General features: G+C 74.8%; 14 protein-coding genes and 1 pseudogene. 13 read left to right on the top strand and 2 right to left on the bottom strand.

All coding sequences use genetic code 11. From position 1 onward, the window contains the following. Nucleotides 1-11 precede the first annotated feature (11 nt). Nucleotides 12-845, bottom strand: a complete 834-nt coding sequence (gene sigK / locus ACIRVF_RS35790; RefSeq protein ID WP_402827838.1) for an ECF RNA polymerase sigma factor SigK — start codon at nt 843-845, stop codon at nt 12-14. Between the two features lie 237 nt (nt 846-1082). On the opposite strand from sigK (ACIRVF_RS35790), the gene ACIRVF_RS35785 reads away from it, so the two are divergent. After that, on the top strand, nt 1083-1616 hold the full coding sequence (locus tag ACIRVF_RS35785; protein WP_402827835.1) for a DUF4383 domain-containing protein: 534 nt from the start codon (nt 1083-1085) through the stop codon (nt 1614-1616). Further along, nucleotides 1613-3139, top strand: coding sequence for a cryptochrome/photolyase family protein (locus tag ACIRVF_RS35780; RefSeq protein ID WP_402827645.1), 1527 nt, complete (start codon nt 1613-1615; stop codon nt 3137-3139). The genes ACIRVF_RS35785 and ACIRVF_RS35780 overlap by 4 nt, the downstream gene beginning before the upstream one ends. Nucleotides 3140-3175: 36 nt before the next feature. Here the strand turns inward: ACIRVF_RS35780 and ACIRVF_RS35775 are convergent, their stop codons facing one another. Further along, a complete protein-coding gene (locus tag ACIRVF_RS35775; protein WP_402827642.1) occupies nt 3176-5287 on the bottom strand; it encodes a glycosyltransferase in 2112 nt (703 codons plus the stop codon). 194 nt (nt 5288-5481) lie between these two features. Between ACIRVF_RS35775 and ACIRVF_RS35770 the strand changes: the two genes are divergently transcribed. From ACIRVF_RS35770 to ACIRVF_RS35720, 11 genes and pseudogenes are all read left to right on the top strand, one after another. Continuing rightward, a complete protein-coding gene (locus ACIRVF_RS35770; protein ID WP_402827639.1) occupies nt 5482-6831 on the top strand; it encodes a glycosyltransferase in 1350 nt (449 codons plus the stop codon). 113 nt (nt 6832-6944) lie between these two features. Continuing rightward, complete coding sequence (locus tag ACIRVF_RS35765; RefSeq protein ID WP_402827636.1) at nt 6945-7247, top strand: DUF3040 domain-containing protein; 303 nt, start codon at nt 6945-6947, stop codon at nt 7245-7247. A 156-nt stretch (nt 7248-7403) separates the two neighbouring features. Then, entirely contained in the window at nt 7404-7685 is a 282-nt protein-coding gene (locus ACIRVF_RS35760) for a hypothetical protein (RefSeq protein ID WP_402827633.1), read from the top strand. Nucleotides 7686-7872: 187 nt separating this feature from the next. Next, nucleotides 7873-8493: pseudogene (locus tag ACIRVF_RS35755) on the top strand (YqjF family protein); the annotation flags it as partial. Between the two features lie 100 nt (nt 8494-8593). Then, nucleotides 8594-9025, top strand: a complete 432-nt coding sequence (locus ACIRVF_RS35750; RefSeq protein WP_402827630.1) for an SRPBCC family protein — start codon at nt 8594-8596, stop codon at nt 9023-9025. An 83-nt stretch (nt 9026-9108) separates the two neighbouring features. Further along, nucleotides 9109-9846 carry an SDR family NAD(P)-dependent oxidoreductase gene (locus ACIRVF_RS35745; RefSeq protein ID WP_402827832.1) on the top strand — a complete coding sequence of 246 codons (738 nt, stop codon included), beginning with the start codon at nt 9109-9111 and terminating at the stop codon, nt 9844-9846. A gap of 308 nt (nt 9847-10154) precedes the next feature. Beyond that, the gene (locus ACIRVF_RS35740; RefSeq protein ID WP_402827627.1) at nt 10155-11810 is read left to right on the top strand and encodes a molybdopterin-dependent oxidoreductase; all 1656 of its coding nucleotides are present in this window, start codon (nt 10155-10157) and stop codon (nt 11808-11810) included. 68 nt (nt 11811-11878) lie between these two features. Continuing rightward, on the top strand, nt 11879-12544 hold the full coding sequence (locus tag ACIRVF_RS35735; protein WP_402827624.1) for a fasciclin domain-containing protein: 666 nt from the start codon (nt 11879-11881) through the stop codon (nt 12542-12544). A gap of 98 nt (nt 12545-12642) precedes the next feature. Continuing rightward, a complete protein-coding gene (locus ACIRVF_RS35730) occupies nt 12643-12849 on the top strand; it encodes a ferritin-like domain-containing protein (RefSeq protein ID WP_402827622.1) in 207 nt (68 codons plus the stop codon). Between the two features lie 507 nt (nt 12850-13356). Next, a complete protein-coding gene (gene sigK, locus ACIRVF_RS35725) occupies nt 13357-13875 on the top strand; it encodes an ECF RNA polymerase sigma factor SigK (RefSeq protein ID WP_402827829.1) in 519 nt (172 codons plus the stop codon). Further along, entirely contained in the window at nt 13872-14615 is a 744-nt protein-coding gene (locus ACIRVF_RS35720) for an anti-sigma factor domain-containing protein (RefSeq protein ID WP_402827620.1), read from the top strand. The genes sigK (ACIRVF_RS35725) and ACIRVF_RS35720 overlap by 4 nt, the downstream gene beginning before the upstream one ends. Nucleotides 14616-14849 lie beyond the last annotated feature (234 nt).

Here is a 14849-nt window from a genome sequence, read left to right as displayed (position 1 = left end):
ACGTCCTCCGGCTACGGGGAAGGGTGCGGAAGAGTGGAGTTCAGCTCCTCCCGGTCGTTGCGCCGAGGCTCCGCGATCAGCGCTCCGCCGAACCACACCTGGACGAGTCTGCCGCGGGCGGCGCGGACCACCGGCGGACGCGGGTAGTCCCCCACCGATTCCGGGCTCGGCCCCGCCGCCGTCACTGCCGGGCCCCTGCCACGCGGCACGGTCCGAGGAGCGGCCCGGCCGACAGCTCGCCCACTGTCGCCGGCGGGTGCGAGGACAGCCCGGAGCCGGATGAGCCCGTCGCGGATCCGGGTCTTCACGGTGCCCAGCGGCACACCGACCCGGTGCGCGATCTCGCGCTGCGTGTAGCCGCCGTAGTAGGCCAGCACCACGGCCTCGCGCTGCACCGCACTCAGTTCGGCGAGAGCGGACCGGACCCGCTGCCGGTCGAGTGAGCGGACTGCCTGGGACTCCGGCGGGTCGCACTCCGACTCGTACGGGTCCTGGATGACGACACGGAGGTCACGCTCGGTGGAGGCCTGCACGGAGCGCACACGGTCCACCGCCCGGCGGTGCGCGATCGTCAGCACCCACGCCATCACGGATCCCTGCTCGGGCCGGTAGCGGGAGGCGGTGCGCCACACTTCGAGGAGGACCTCCTGGGCGACCTCCTCGGCGTGGGCCGGGCTGCGCAGCGTTCGCAGCGCGACGCCGTAGACCGGCCCGGCGACTGCCTGGTACAGCGTTTCGAACGCGGCCTCGTCGCCGCGGCCCGCCCGCTGGAGGACGCTGGGCATGTCCTCGGACACCGGCCAGGCGCTGCTGACGGAGCGGGAAACGCTGATGCTCTTCACCATCGAGGTCACGGCTTCACGGTGCATCGCTTCGCACCACCCGGACGAGTCGGATCGTTTGTGCAGCGTTTTGCGGAGGGCACGAGGGCCGCCTCCGGGCGATCCGCGAACGAGGCAAACGATGCGGCACCGCTGCGACTGTTCCGGTCGGACACCGCGGCCGATGCTCCAGACAGGGCCCGCGTGCCGCGTGCCCGACACGATCACCGAGGAACGGAGCGGGCCATGAAACTCCAGACCATGAAACTCCACGAGGAACTGCCGGTCGATCACCGACTGTCCCAGGTCTACCGCGCCGGAGCCGGTCTCTGCGGTGCCGCTCTGCTGGTCTTCGGCTTTCTCGGACTCTCGGACGGACTGCCCTTCTTCAGCACCGACGGCGAGAAGATCGCCGGTCTCTCCAGCAACGGCCTGCTCAGCCTCGTCTCGGTGGTCACGGCCGCGGTCCTTCTCGGCGGCGCCGTGATCGGCGGAAACATCGCCTCCACGGTCAACATCACCGTCGGCACCCTCTTCGTCCTCAGCGGCTTCGTGAACCTCGCGCTGCTGGACTCGTCGGCCAACATCCTGGCCTTCCACATCCAGAACGTGCTGTTCAGTTTCGTCATGGGCCTGGTGATCACCACGTTCGGCATGTACGGCCGGGTGAGCGGCAAGCTCCCGCTCGACAACCCCTACTGGCGCCACCGCCACCCGGGACCCGGCGAGCGCCAGGATGCTCCGGCGCGCCCCCTCGGCTCCAGGCCGGCCGACCTGCCCGGGCCGCCGGCGTGAGCGGGCCCCGCCCGCACTGGCTCTTCGGCGACCAGCTCGGGCCGCACTTCCTCACCGCCGGCCTCACCCCCGGCGAGGACGATCCCGACCCGGACGCCCCGCTCGTCATGATCGAGGCCCGCTCGGTTCTCCGCCGGCGGCGGTTCCACCGGGCGAAGGCCCACCTGGTGCTGTCCGCGATGCGCCACGCCGCGGACGCCCTGGGCGACCGGGTGCGCTACGTCCAGGCCGACACCTACCGCGAGGGCCTGGCCCGGGCCGTCGGACGCCGCCGGGTCACCGTGTACCACCCGACCTCGCGCGCGGCCCTCGGCCTGGTGGACGCCCTCCCCCACGTCACGGTGCTGCCGCCGCGCGGCTTCCTCGTGCCCTTCGCCGACTTCCGCCGCTGGGCGGGCCAACCCGGTGAACGGCGCCTGCTGCTGGAGGACTTCTACCACCGGGTGCGCCGCGCCGAGCACCTGCTGCTGGAACCGGACGGCAGCCCGGCCGGCGGCCGCTGGAACCTCGACCGGGACAACCGCGAACCACCGCCCCAGGGCGCCGCCACCCTGCCGCTCCCCCCGCCCTTCGAGCCCGAGGAGGACGGCATCGACGAGCGCGTCCGGGCCGACCTCGACCGCTGGGAGCGCGACGGGGACGTCGCCTTCGTCGGCCGGGACGGCCCGCGCCGCTTCGCCGCGACCCGGCCGGAGGCCGAACGGGCTCTCGCGCACTTCGTCGCCCACCGTCTCGCCGACTTCGGGCGGTACGAGGACGCCATGCTGCACGCCGACCCGTGGATGGCCCACAGCGCGCTGTCCGTCCCGCTCAACCTCGGTCTGCTCGACCCCGGCGAGTGCGTGCGCGCGGCCGAGGCCGCGTACCGGGCCGGGCAGGTGCCGCTCAACAGCGCCGAGGGCTTCGTGCGGCAGATCGCCGGCTGGCGCGAGTACGTGTGGCAGCTCTACTGGCACCTGGGCGCGGACTACCGCGACGCCAACCGGCTCGGCCACCACGAGCCGCTGCCCGCCTGGTTCCGCGACCTGGACGCCGACGCCGTCACTGCCCGCTGCCTCTCCGGCGTCCTCGGGGAGGTCCGCAATCACGGCTGGGTGCACCACATCCCCCGGCTGATGGTGCTCGGCAACTGGGCCCTCCAGCACGGCTGGGATCCGCGCGAGCTCACCGACTGGTTCCACCGGTGCTTCGTCGACGGCTACGACTGGGTGATGACCGCGAACGTCGTCGGCATGTCCCAGTTCGCCGACGGCGGCCTCGTCACCACCAAGCCCTACGCGGCGGGTGGCGCCTACCTGCACCGGATGAGCGACCACTGCGGTCCCTGCCGCTACCGCCCCACCGAACGCCTCGGCGACCGGGCCTGCCCGTTCACCACCGGCTACTGGGCCTTCGTCCACCGCCACCGGGACCTCCTCGCCGCCAACCACCGCACGGCGCAGGCCGCCGCCGGCCTGCGCCGTCTCACCGGCCTGCCCGAGGTGCTGGCCGCCGAACGCGCCCGCGGCCAGTCACCCCCGTGACGGCAGGCGAAGACGGTGCCTCCACCGCCCGCCCGCTCAGCCGCGTCCCGCGACGCCGGGCACGGGGCCTCCGCCGTCCCCGTCCTGCGGCCGATCCGCGAGGCGGCCCGTTCGGCACGTCGCCCGGTAGGCGTCGGCCAGGGACGCGGCCATGGCGTCGATGCCGAAACGCTCGCGCACCGTCGCGGCCCCTGCCCTCGCCATCGCCGCCAGTTCCGCCGCGGGGGTGGCGACCAGGGAGCGCAGGCCGTCGGCCAGCCGCCCCGCCGACTCGGTGGTCAGCAGTCGCCCGTTGACGCCGTCGCACAGGTAGTGCGAGGCCCCGCCGCGCTGCGGGGCGGCCACCGGGAGGCCCGCTTCCATGGCCTCCAGCACGGCCAGCCCGAACTCCTCCTTGGCACTGGGGCACACGTACAGCGCGGAGCCCGGCCGGCCCTGCGCCAACGCCCGTTCCAGCAGCCGGACATGCCGGTTGGACAGCGCGGGCCACAAGGCCGCCCGACGCCGCGCGACCGGGTCCGCCGCCAGGAGCTCGGTGAGCCGGCGGCGCACCTCCGCCTCGACGGCGGTCGGGGCCACGGGGCACCCGCCCACCAGCAGCAGGGTCGTGCGGTGGTGGAGGCCCGCGAGCATCCAGGCCCGGACCAGTTGCTCCTGCTGCTTGACGGGGTGGAGCCGTCCCACGCACAGCAACAACGGCAGGTCGCGGTCGGCGGCATCCAGTCCGCTGCCCGTCCCGCCGCCGTCGTAGAGACGGCCGAGCAGTCCGTAGGCCGTCGCCCCGTCCTCCAGCGCGGGCCGGAACGGGGCGATGCCCTCGGGCTGCACGTGGACCCGCCGGTCCCGCAACTGCGGGAAGTACGCGGCGAGTTCCCCCGTCCCCGGCCTTCCCGGCATGGCCACCAGCAGATCGGCGCGGGCCACCAGGCGGTCGGCGACGAAGACCCGGTGCAGGTCCAGGCGCAGCGCGCGTGCGGCATCACCGGTCTGTTGCGGAGCCAGGCCGGTGTGCCGTTCGTCCATCGTGCGGTGGGGGTCGGGGGTGACGGTGAACGCGAGCTTCGAGCCGTGGCGGCGGGCGGCCCGGGCGACGGCGAGGGAGGCGTCGTCGGCGAACCTGACGTGCGCGATGTCCGGTCGGGCGCCCGGGAGTTCGAAGACCCGGCCGGCCCACCAGGCCAGCGCCGCCTGGTGGCCGGCGGCGTTCTCCGGATCGAGCGGTTCGGACGCGTCCACGGGCAACCGCACCAGCACGTGTGCACGCCCCAACCAGTGGACCAGGTCCGTGCGTTCCGCCTCCTCGGTCCGGGCCGTGGTCAGTGTGAGGACCCTTGCGACGCCCGCACCGGCCGTAAGCGCCTCCCCCAGCCCGGTCAGCAGGACGCTCATTCCGCCGCTGAGTCCGGCGCCGGGTTCCTCCAGGCGGCCCAGCAGCATCGACTGGGCAACCACCGGAGATCCCCGCGAGGGCTCGGCCAGGGCCGCGAACGCCGCCCGGAACCGCCGCCCGGACGGCGAGCCGGGTCGCGCCCGCTCGGCGCAGGCGGACAGCAGGAGCCGTTCGTAGCCGTCCCCCGCCCCGTCGGCCCCCGGGAGCACGGGGCCCGCGCCGGGAATCCCCGACAGGTAGCGCCACACCGCGTGGGCCTGGTCCCGGCCGACGAGGTCCAGCGCGGCCGCCTCCCGGAGCGAGAGCGGTCGCAGACCGTTGGCATCCGCAACGTCGAGCAGGAAGGCGGTCTCGGCCGGTCCCGGCTCCGCGAGCAGCCTGCGGCGGATCTGCTGGGTCGCGGTCCGCCCGTCGCCCAGGCCCGCGCTGCGCTCCCAGGCCTCCGCGAGCGCCGTCCGCTCCCGGGGCGCCGGATCGGGCGCAGCACCGGCGGCGGCCAGGATCCATGCCGGTACAGCGCGTTCGCCCCGTGCGAGCTGCCGCAGCCGCGCGGCACGCCGGTCGGACACCGGCAGCGCCGCGTCGGGACGCACCCACGATCCCCCGTACTCGGCCCGTGCCAGCCGGCCGAGCAGGTCACCGCCCGGGAGGACGGTGACGTCCCGGGCGAAGTGAAACCTGCGCCACGCGGCAAGGGCCCCGGTCTCCACGGCGTCGATGCGTGGAGCTGCCGCGGCCGGTGTGACGTAGTGGGTCATCGTGCTTCCTCCCGTGTCGCCGTACGGTCAGGGGCTGCTTCGGAAGCGCACGACGAAACGGATTGGCCCCGGCCCGCCGGCCTCGCGACCCGTCCGCCGCGGCGGCCCGGGGCGGGCGTCCGGCTGCGGCGGCCACCGGGCGCCTGGCATCATCGGAGGCCGCCCGCGAAGCACCGCCCCCGAGGCAGGACCGCATGACCCGCGTCGCCGTGATCAGCCCGCCGTTCCACTCCCACGCCCGGCCGATGGCCGCCCTGGGCGCGGCGCTGAGCAGCCACGGCGCCCGCGTCGACTTCGCCTGCACACGCGCCTTCGCCGACCTCGCCACCGCCAACGGCCTCGGCTTCGCCGAACTGGCGGTCACCCGCAACGCGAACCACGGCGTCGCCGAGACCACACGGCAGGACAGGGCCGAAGCCCGTCGCCTGCGCGAGTTCCTGGACGCCACGCACGACGGCCCGACGGCGACCCTGCTCACCCAGGCCCGTCACCGCCGGGACGACATGCTCGCCGACCCCGAGCACGTCCTGCGGGACCTCGCCGCCCTCGACCGGAGGCTGCGCCCCGACTGGTACCTCGTCGACCAGCTCGCGTACTCCGCGACCCTCGCCCTGCACTGCCTCGATCTGCCGTACGCCACCTTCTGCCCGGGCCACCCCAGCTACCTGCCGACCGCGCCCGACGCCTACTTCGGCCTCCCCTACGCCTGGCCGGACACCCTGCGCCCCGCCACCGCCGACCTCGACCGGCTACGCCGCGCGGCGGCCGCCAACGACACCGCGTTCACCGACGCGTTCACGGCGGTCATCCGCCGCCACGCGCCCGGCCGGCCGGAACCCGAGCGGGCCTTCGCCCTGTGCTCCCCGCACGCCGTCGTGTTCAACTACCCCGGCCTGCCGTGGCTGCCGCCCCCACCGGCCGGCCCCCGAGCCCTGTACGCCGGGCACCTGCTGCCCGAAGCCGGCCCCGGGCCGCTGGACGAGCACTGGCAGGCCGTCCTCACCCGGCTGACGGCCGAGGGGCGGCCGGTGGTCCTGGTCGCCCTGGGCACCTTCCTGTCCGCCCGTCACGACGTCCTGGCCGTCGCCGCGGCCGGAATCCTCCGGCACACCCCGGCCTCGGTGGTCGTGGCCGCGGGCGAACGCGTCGGCGCCGTCACGTCCGACCCCCTGCTGCGCGGCGCCGACCCCGAACGGATCCACGTCGCTGCGACGATCCCGCAGCAGGAACTGCTCCCGCACGCCGCCGCCATGGTCCACCACGGCGGCAACAACTCGTTCACCGAGTGCCTGCACGCCGGCGTGCCCACACTGGTCCTGCCGTTCTCCAGCGACCAGTTCGCCATCGCCCACGACGCCGAACGTGCCGCGGCCGGCCGATGCCTGGACCCCAACACGCTCACCCCCGCCGCCGCCGGCCGCGCCGTCGCCGCCCTCCTCGCCGGCCGGGCGGACGGCGCCGGCGCACTCGGCGACCGCCTACGCCCTCACGGCCCCGCCCGAGCCGCCTCCGCGCTCCTGGGGTGCATGCCCTCCCGCCCCTGAACCGTCGGCCGCCCCCGGTCGACGCACCACCGATGCGACAGGCGCCACGGCGCCGTGGGCGGAGGGTGTAAGACGCTGACGCGCGAAGGGGGCGACCGAAGGGCGGCACTGCCGTGGACCGACACCTCACCGGCCAGGAGCAACGTCTGCTGGACGACATCGAGACCCACCTGCGGCGGGACGACCCGGCACTGGACCGCCTGCTCGGGGCGCGCCCGACCCTCCTGGCACGGCTCTGGCACCGGCCCCGGTTCCTCGCCGCCCTGGCCTCGGCACTGGCGGCGCTGACCGCCGCATGCGCCCTGTGCGCGGCAACGGGCACACCGGCCGCTCCCGCGGCCGCCATCACGGCGGCCGCCTCGGCGTTCGTGCTCGCACTCGTCTTCCGCCGCCTCGCGGCGCTCCGAGCGGCCTGAGCCGGACGCCCGCACGCCGGCCGACCGGCCGGGAGCGCATCCCGCCGGCCCCGGCCGGACAGGACGATGCATCAACGATGCGACTCCCGCTCTGCGGGCGGCGGTCTGAAAGTGGAGGAACAGGAACGGTCACAGCACAGCCCCTTGGAGGACGTCATGACCATCGTGCGCAGGCTCCACGAAGCCGGAATCACCAGTGAGCACGCCTATGCGGCGGCGTTCGGGTCCATCGGCCTGTCCCTGCTGAGCTGGATCACCTCGATGAAGGCCGAACAGGCCGGAGTCGAACGCGCAGACCGGTGGGGCATCTTCGTGGGCGAATGGGCGCCCACGTTCTTCGGGCTCGGACTGGCACTCGCCGGCTACGAACGCGAAGCGCCCGCCGCCAAGGGCTCGCGCAGCGCCTGGCTGGACGAGCCGGGCGGAAAGACCGCCTGACCGGCCCGACCGCGGGGCCCCGAAGCCCATCTCCGGGGCTCCCGCCCGTGCCCCGCTGCCCCGGAACCGCACCCGCGGATCCGGGGCAGGCTGCCCGGATCCTCTCCCCCTCCAGGAACAATGCGGGTTCCCGCCCGGGTGGCCACTGCCGCACCCTCCGCTTCGTGGTGCCCGTGGGAGGTGACCGATGTTCGTCGAACCGGTGACGCCGACCCCGGCCCGGCCGGTCCGCCGGCCGCTGCTGTCGCAGTACTGGCGTCACGCGCTCTTCCTGCACTGGCCGGTCAGTCCCGCCTCCGTCTCGCCCCTGCTCCCGCCCGGTGTCGCACCGGATATCCGGCACGGGACCAGCTGGGTGGGACTCGTCGCGTTCGCCATGGCACGCCTCGGTCCCGGCCGTTTCCCCGGCCTCCCGTACCTGGGCAGCTTTCCCGAGGTCAACGTCCGGCTCTACTCGGTCGACCGGCAGGGTCGTCGCGGTGTCCTGTTCAGGTCGCTCGACTGCCCCCGGCTGGCCGCCGTCCTGACCGCGCGGGCCCTGTTCGCGCTGCCGTACCGGTGGCCCTCGATCCACCGCGCGGTCGACGGGGGCAGCTACGCCCTGGCGACCGGGACCAGGGGCTCCGGCGGTACCCACACCTCATGCGTCCTCTCCGGGCACATCGGGCAGCGCTTGGCGCGTCCCGGGCCGCTGGCGGACTTCCTGACCGCCCGGTGGGGCCTGCACACCCGGGTCCGCGGCCGGACCGTCTGCCTGCCGACCGACCACCCGCCGTGGCCCCTGTACGAGGCCCGGCTCACCGGCCTGACGCAAAACCTCTGCCATCCGTGGACGCGTCCGCGACGAAGGAGTAGGGCGACGTCAACCAGCCGGGGCGGACGGCCCCAGGCAACGGGAAGGAGATCCGATGATCAGCGTGGAACGCCGGATGGTCGTCGAGCAGCCGGCCGAAGAGGTCCTGCGGTACCTGGCGGACTTCGGGAACACTGCGGAGTGGGATCCGGGCACCGTGAGGTGCGTGCGTCTGGACTCCGGTCCCGTGGTGGCGGGTGCGCGCTGGCGGAACACCTCGCGGTTCAGGGGGAGGCAGACGGAGCTGGACTACCGCCTCAAGGACTACCGACCCGATCGGCTGGTCTTCGTCGGGCACAACCGCACCGTCACCGCGACCGACGACATCTCGGTCCGTACCTTGGACGGCCGCACGCTGCTGGTCTACCGGGCTTCGCTCCGGTTCAACGGGCTGGCGCGTCTGGCCGCGCCGTTCCTGCGCGCGGAGTTCGGGCGTCTCGCGGATGCGGTCGCCGAGCGGCTTCCCCGGGTGCTGGCAGGTCGGTGACCGGCGGTAGGACGACCGGGTCGCCGCCGGCCCGTTCCATCGAACGCCCGGCGTCGCCCGTCAGCTGGGAGGTAGTCGTGGAGATGGACGGATGGCGGCTGCTCGTGGTCGGGGCCACCGGCGTCATCGGCGCCGAGGTGGCGGCGGCCGCGGCGGCCCGAGGGGCCCGGGTCGCCGTGGCCGGGCGGGATCCCGTCCGCCTGGACCAGGTGGCACGGCGCGCGGGCGCCGACCGGGGGCAGGTCTTCGAGGCCTACGACCTGGAACGCTGCCGTGACCTCCCGGCACGGGCCGCACGCGGCCTGGGAGGGCTGGACGCGGCGCTGGTCGCCATCGGCGCGGTCGCGTTCGGCCGGGCCGGGGAGGTGCCCCTCGCGGTGCAGGAGCATCTCATGACGGTGAACGCGTCGGCCCCCGTGGCCGTGCTCGAAGGGGCGCTCGGCGTCATCACCCCGGGCGGCGCGATCGGGGCGCTGACCGGCGTCATCGTCGAGCGCCCCGTTCCGGGGACCGCCGCCTACCGGGCGTCCAAGGCCGCCCTGGCCTCCTGGCTGGACTCGGTGCGGGCCGAGCACCGCCGCGACGGGCTCACGGTGCTCGACGCACGGCTGCCGCATCTGGACACCGGCTTCGCGGAGCGCTCCCTCGCCGGAACTCCACCGCCCCTGCCGCCCGGCGCGGACCTGGGCCGATGGGTCTGGGCGGTGCTCGACGGCCTCCTCCACGGGGCCGGCGTCCTCAGGCCCGAGGGCACGCACGCGAACCCGGTGAGCGGGCCGGCCACTCGTGGTCCGGCGAATCCCCGGGGTGACACCCCATGAGTGCCGCCCACCCGCGGCCGCAGGACTCCGCCGATCTGGTCGTCCGGATCTGCCGAACGATGGCGGCGGGCGACGGCGCCCTGGTCGAAGCACTGCTGAGGTCCTGGAAGTCGTCGCCGACGAGACCATGCTCACCCGGCTCACCGAAGCGCTGACCCTGCCGGCCCCCGGCAGCGCCGCAACGCGGACACCCAAACCTCGGGGACCGCGCCCGAACCGGCCGGGCGGAGCGCCGGTGCCGCAGCGCGGCCCGTGAATCGGCTGGGACTCGCACCCATCCGCCGCACCGGGTGCACCGAATCCCGGACGTGAGCAACGACCTACCCCATCCCCCGGCCCGTTCCGGGCATCGCCGCGGACGGCTCCTGCGGGCGGCCGCCGCCGCGGCGACCGGGTGGGCCGCGGCGGCGGCCGCGCTCGGAGCCGGTGAACTGGTCGCCGCCTTCACCGGGCCCGGCACCGCGCCGGTCATCGTGATCGGCTCCGCCGCGATCGATCTGACGCCGACACCGTTGAAGGAGTACGCCGTTCGCACGTTCGGCACCGACGACAAGCCGGTGCTGCTCGGCGGGATCTACCTGATGACGGCACTGCTCGCCGCGTTCGCCGGCGTGCTGGCCGCACGCAGGCCCGTGCTCGGTGCGGGCGTCTTCGCGGCCTTCGGACTGCTCGGCACCTGGGCCGCGCTCTCCCGGCCCGAAGCCGGTGCCGCGGATGCCGCACCCGCTCTGGCCGCCGGCCTGGCCGCCACGGCGACCGCACTCGTCCTCGCCCGGATGCTGCACGCCGCCACACCGGCGGCCTCCCCCGCGGCCGCGCCCCACCGGGTGACGCCGGAACACCCGGTGAGCGCGGACGGGCCGGGCGAGCAGCCCGCCGCACGCGGCGGCGGCACGTCCCGCCGGGCCGTCCTCGCCGCCACCGGCGGTACGATCGCCGTCGGTGCGCTCGCCGGCCTCGGCGCCCGCATCCTCTCCGACCGCCGCTACGACATCGGTGCCGCCCGCACCGACGTCCGCCTCCCCCTGGCCGCTCGGCCCCTGCCGCCCCTGGCCGCCGCCCTGCACCCCGGCGTCCCGGGCCTGTCCCCGTTCGTCACCCCCAACCCGGACTTCTACCGGGTGGACACCGCCCTCACACTGCCCCGCATCGACCCGCGGCGCTGGACCCTGCGCATCCGCGGCATGGTCGACCACCCCCTCCTCATCAGCTTCGACGACCTGCTGCGCGAACCGCTGGAGGAGCTCGACCACACCCTGTCCTGCGTCTCCAACGAGGTCGGCGGCCCGTACGTCGGCACCACCCGCTGGCTCGGCGCCTCCCTCCCGGCCCTGCTGCGCCGGGCCGGCGTGCGGCCCGGCGCGGACCAACTCGTCGGCCGCTCCCAGGACGGCATGACCATCGGCACCCCGCTGGAATCCGTGCTCGACGGGCGCCCCGCGCTGCTCGCCGTCGCGATGAACGGTGAGGCCCTGCCTGTGGCACACGGCTTCCCGTGCCGCAGCGTCGTCCCCGGCTTCTACGGCTACACCTCGGCCACCAAATGGCTCGTCGATCTCGACGTCACCACCTTCGCCGCCTACGACCCGTACTGGGTGCGCCGGGGCTGGGACCGCACCGGCGCGGTCCGCACCGCCTCGCGCATCGAGGTCCCGGCGCCGTTCGCCCGCGTGCCCGCCGGGAACGTGACCGTGGCCGGCACCGCGTGGGCCACCCATCGCGGCATCGCCGCCGTCGAGGTCCGCGTCGACGCCGGCCCCTGGCAGGAAGCCCTGCTCACCGCCGACCCGGGGCCCGACCTGTGGCGGCAGTGGACACACACCTGGACCGGGGCCACCCCCGGCACCCACCGGATCGAGGTCCGGGCCACCGACGCCACCGGCACCGTCCAGATTGAGAACCGTGCGGCGCCCTACCCCGCCGGCGCCACCGGCTGGCACAGCAGCGTCGTCACGGTCACCTGAAAGCCACCCCGTACCCACCCGGCCGGGCCGCCGGCCCAGCCGTCACCACGCACAAGGAGATCCGACCCATGTCCGCCACCACCCGCCGCCGCAACACCCTCGCCGCCCTCCTGACCGCCACCGCGCTCGCCGTGAGCCTCGGCGCCTGCAGCAGCAGCGGGTCCGGATCCTCGGCCGCCACCACGGCCCCCGCCGCCGTGCCGTCCACGTCCGCCGGCAGCGCGGCCCCGGGCGGCGGCGCCTCCGCCACGGCCATGGACGACCAGCCGTTCGGCAGCGCCTGCGCGGCCGTGCCCAAGGACGGCGCCGGCTCCTTCGCGGGCATGGCCAAGGACCCCGTCGCGACCGCCGCCTCCCACAACCCGCTGCTGTCCACCCTCGTCACCGCCGTCAAGCAGGCCGGCCTCGTGGACACCCTCAACTCCGCGCAGAACATCACCGTCTTCGCACCCACCAACGACGCCTTCGCCAAGATCCCGAAGGCCACCCTCGACGCCGTCCTCGCCGACAAGGACAAGCTCACCAAGATCCTCACCTACCACGTCGTCCCCCAGCGCCTGGCCCCCACCGCCCTCACCGGCACCCACAAGACCCTGGAGACCGACAACCTCACCGTCACCGGCAACAGCCCCGACTTCACCGTGAACAGCACGGCCAAGGTGCTGTGCGGCAACGTCCAGACCGCCAACGCCACCGTCTACATCGTCGACACCGTCCTGATGCCCGCCTCCTGACCCACCCCGAGCGCTCCGGGCCGGGGCCCGCCCACCAGGCGGACCGCGGCCACCACCCGCCACCCCGGTCCGGTCCGGTCGAATGAGCCGACACCGTCATGCCAGCCGACGAACCGGCCGCCCGGACCTACCTGTTCGCGACCTACAACGTCACCGGGCCGGCCGGGGTCGCGACCGCAGCCGGCATCGCGCCGGTCGAGGCCATGCACGCCGCGATCCTGAACTACGTGCTCGGCCAGTACCCCGTCCCCGACGACTTCCCGCCCGTCGACAAGGCCACCAGCCCCACGCTGCTCACCGTCTGACCGGGAGGACGCCCAGACCGGTGCGTGCCCGGGCGCGAAACGACACCCCCGCGCCCGGGCACGCACCTTCCCGTGTTCCGGTGGCGGGCCTGCGTGAGCACCGGTGAGCCCTACCACCCCACCGGCCCCCGCACCCGCCGCCGGCCGGGCCCGCCTGGTGGCCCGAGCCGCTCTCCACGAGGTTCGGGACACTGAGTGCGGCGGACGGGCCGGTTGTGCCGTCGACAGGATCGCGCAGGCCCGTGCCCGACCCGGGGTCGTCATGTTCGAGCAGCCACCGCAGGTGGGACCAATCCGCGAGGTCGGCGGTCGCGAATGCAGAGCGACTGACGGTGCCCGCTGTTCGATCCAGGAGGTTCTCATGCACAGCTGCCGGCCCTCGGGCAGGTCGCGGCCACCGCGCTCGGCCGCACGTGCCACCCGCGTCGGGGGGGCGGTCCGGTGAACGCGGTCGTGCACATTGCGGCGCCGAGGTTCCGCGGCCCGGACCTCAAGGAGCTGGTCGCCATGACCGCCTTCGGCGACCAGGAGGCGTTCTCCAGGCTCTACGACGCGGTGGCCGGCCCGGTGCTGGGGCTGGTGCGGCGGGTGCTGCGGGACCCCGCCCAGTCGGAGGAGGTCACCCAGGAGGTGATGTTCGAGGTGTGGCGCACCGCCGCCCGGTACGAGCCGCAGCGCGGCGAGGTGCTGCCATGGGTGCTGACCATGGCTCACCGGCGCGCGGTGGACCGGGTCCGTGCCGCACAGGCGGCCGCCGACCGGGACCAGAAGGCGGCCGCGCGCTCGCACACGCCCGCGTTCGACGAGGTTGCCGAGCAGGTCGAGAACCGGCTGGAACGCGAGCAGGTCCGCCGCTGCCTGGAGGCGCTGACGGAGTTGCAGCGCGAGTCGGTCACCCTGGCGTACTACCGGGGGTACACCTACCCTGAGGTCGCCGAGCTGCTGGGCACCCCGCTCGGCACCGTCAAGACCCGGATGCGGGACGGGCTGATCCGCCTGCGCGACTGCCTCGGAGTGGGATCATGAACGCCGCACCCGACCTGCACACCCTCACCGGCGCCTACGCGACCCACGCGCTGCCCGAGGAGGAACGACTCGCCTTCGAACGGCACCTGGCCCAGTGCCCGGCCTGCGCGCAGGAGGTCGCCGAGTTCGGGGGGACCTTGGCACGGCTCGGGGCCGCCGAGTCGAGCCGCCCGCCGTCCGGGCTCAAGACGGCGGTGATGGCGGGAATCGGTGACGTGCGCCAGCTGCCGCCCCTGACCGGCCCCGCCGAACGCCGGCGGCGGACCTCGCGGCTGGTCCGGCAGTGGCCCAAACTGACGCTCGCGGCGTGCCTGGCGCTGGCCACCGGGTTGGGAGCGGTCGCCGTCCAGCAGCACGACCGGGCCCAGCGGGCCCAGTCCCGGGCCAGCAGCCTGCGCGCGGAGCAGGCCGCCGTCACCAGCCTGCTGACCGCCCCGGACGCCCGTACCACCACCACGGCCTCCGGGTCGGCCGTCGCCACGGTGGTCTGGTCGGCAGACCGCGGGCAGGCCGCCTTCCTCGCCAGCGGAATGCCCGCCCTGCCCCAGGGCCGCACCTACGAACTGTGGTTCAACGACTCCGGCACGATGCGCCCGGCCGGACTGCTGCCCGCGGACCACGGGCAGCTCCTCCTCACCGGCACCATCAACGGCGCCGTGGGTGTCGGGGTGACGCAGGAACCGTCCGGCGGCTCCGCCCATCCCACCGGGCAGCCCCTCATGCTGCTGCCCCTGACCTGACACGGCCCCACGGAGCCGGGCACCGGCAACCGGCGGTGCCCGGCTCCGGCCACCGCCGGTTCGTCCCTGGCCGGGGCCGGCTCGCGCGCCCCAGGACGCCGACCGGACGCCGCCCTGACCGGCGCTCACCGTGCCGGCGCCGGCGGCCGATCCGGCCGAGCGGCTCCCGAACGGCTCCCGAGTGGTTCCCGGCGCCTCCCTGGTGACGGCCGACTCCCGCCCTGCCCGCGCCCG

It is taken from the genome of Kitasatospora sp. NPDC101157, from assembly GCF_044768255.1.
Lineage (GTDB): Bacteria > Actinomycetota > Actinomycetes > Streptomycetales > Streptomycetaceae > Kitasatospora.
Note: the sequence above shows the minus strand (reverse complement) of the source record. Positions and strands in the feature narration are given on the sequence as shown.

Excerpts from the sequence above, each read along its gene's own strand:
- ACIRVF_RS35775 (WP_402827642.1), bottom strand. The coding sequence starts at position 5,287 with ATGACCCACTACGTCACACCGGCCGCGGCAGCTCCACGCATCGACGCC.
- ACIRVF_RS35735 (WP_402827624.1), top strand. The coding sequence starts at position 11,879 with ATGTCCGCCACCACCCGCCGCCGCAACACCCTCGCCGCCCTCCTGACC.
- sigK (WP_402827829.1), top strand. The coding sequence starts at position 13,357 with ATGACCGCCTTCGGCGACCAGGAGGCGTTCTCCAGGCTCTACGACGCG.
- sigK (WP_402827838.1), bottom strand. The coding sequence starts at position 845 with ATGGTGAAGAGCATCAGCGTTTCCCGCTCCGTCAGCAGCGCCTGGCCG.
- ACIRVF_RS35750 (WP_402827630.1), top strand. The coding sequence starts at position 8,594 with ATGATCAGCGTGGAACGCCGGATGGTCGTCGAGCAGCCGGCCGAAGAG.
- ACIRVF_RS35760 (WP_402827633.1), top strand. The coding sequence starts at position 7,404 with ATGACCATCGTGCGCAGGCTCCACGAAGCCGGAATCACCAGTGAGCAC.
- ACIRVF_RS35785 (WP_402827835.1), top strand. The coding sequence starts at position 1,083 with ATGAAACTCCACGAGGAACTGCCGGTCGATCACCGACTGTCCCAGGTC.
- ACIRVF_RS35745 (WP_402827832.1), top strand. The coding sequence starts at position 9,109 with ATGGACGGATGGCGGCTGCTCGTGGTCGGGGCCACCGGCGTCATCGGC.
- ACIRVF_RS35770 (WP_402827639.1), top strand. The coding sequence starts at position 5,482 with ATGACCCGCGTCGCCGTGATCAGCCCGCCGTTCCACTCCCACGCCCGG.
- ACIRVF_RS35730 (WP_402827622.1), top strand. The coding sequence starts at position 12,643 with ATGCCAGCCGACGAACCGGCCGCCCGGACCTACCTGTTCGCGACCTAC.
- ACIRVF_RS35720 (WP_402827620.1), top strand. The coding sequence starts at position 13,872 with ATGAACGCCGCACCCGACCTGCACACCCTCACCGGCGCCTACGCGACC.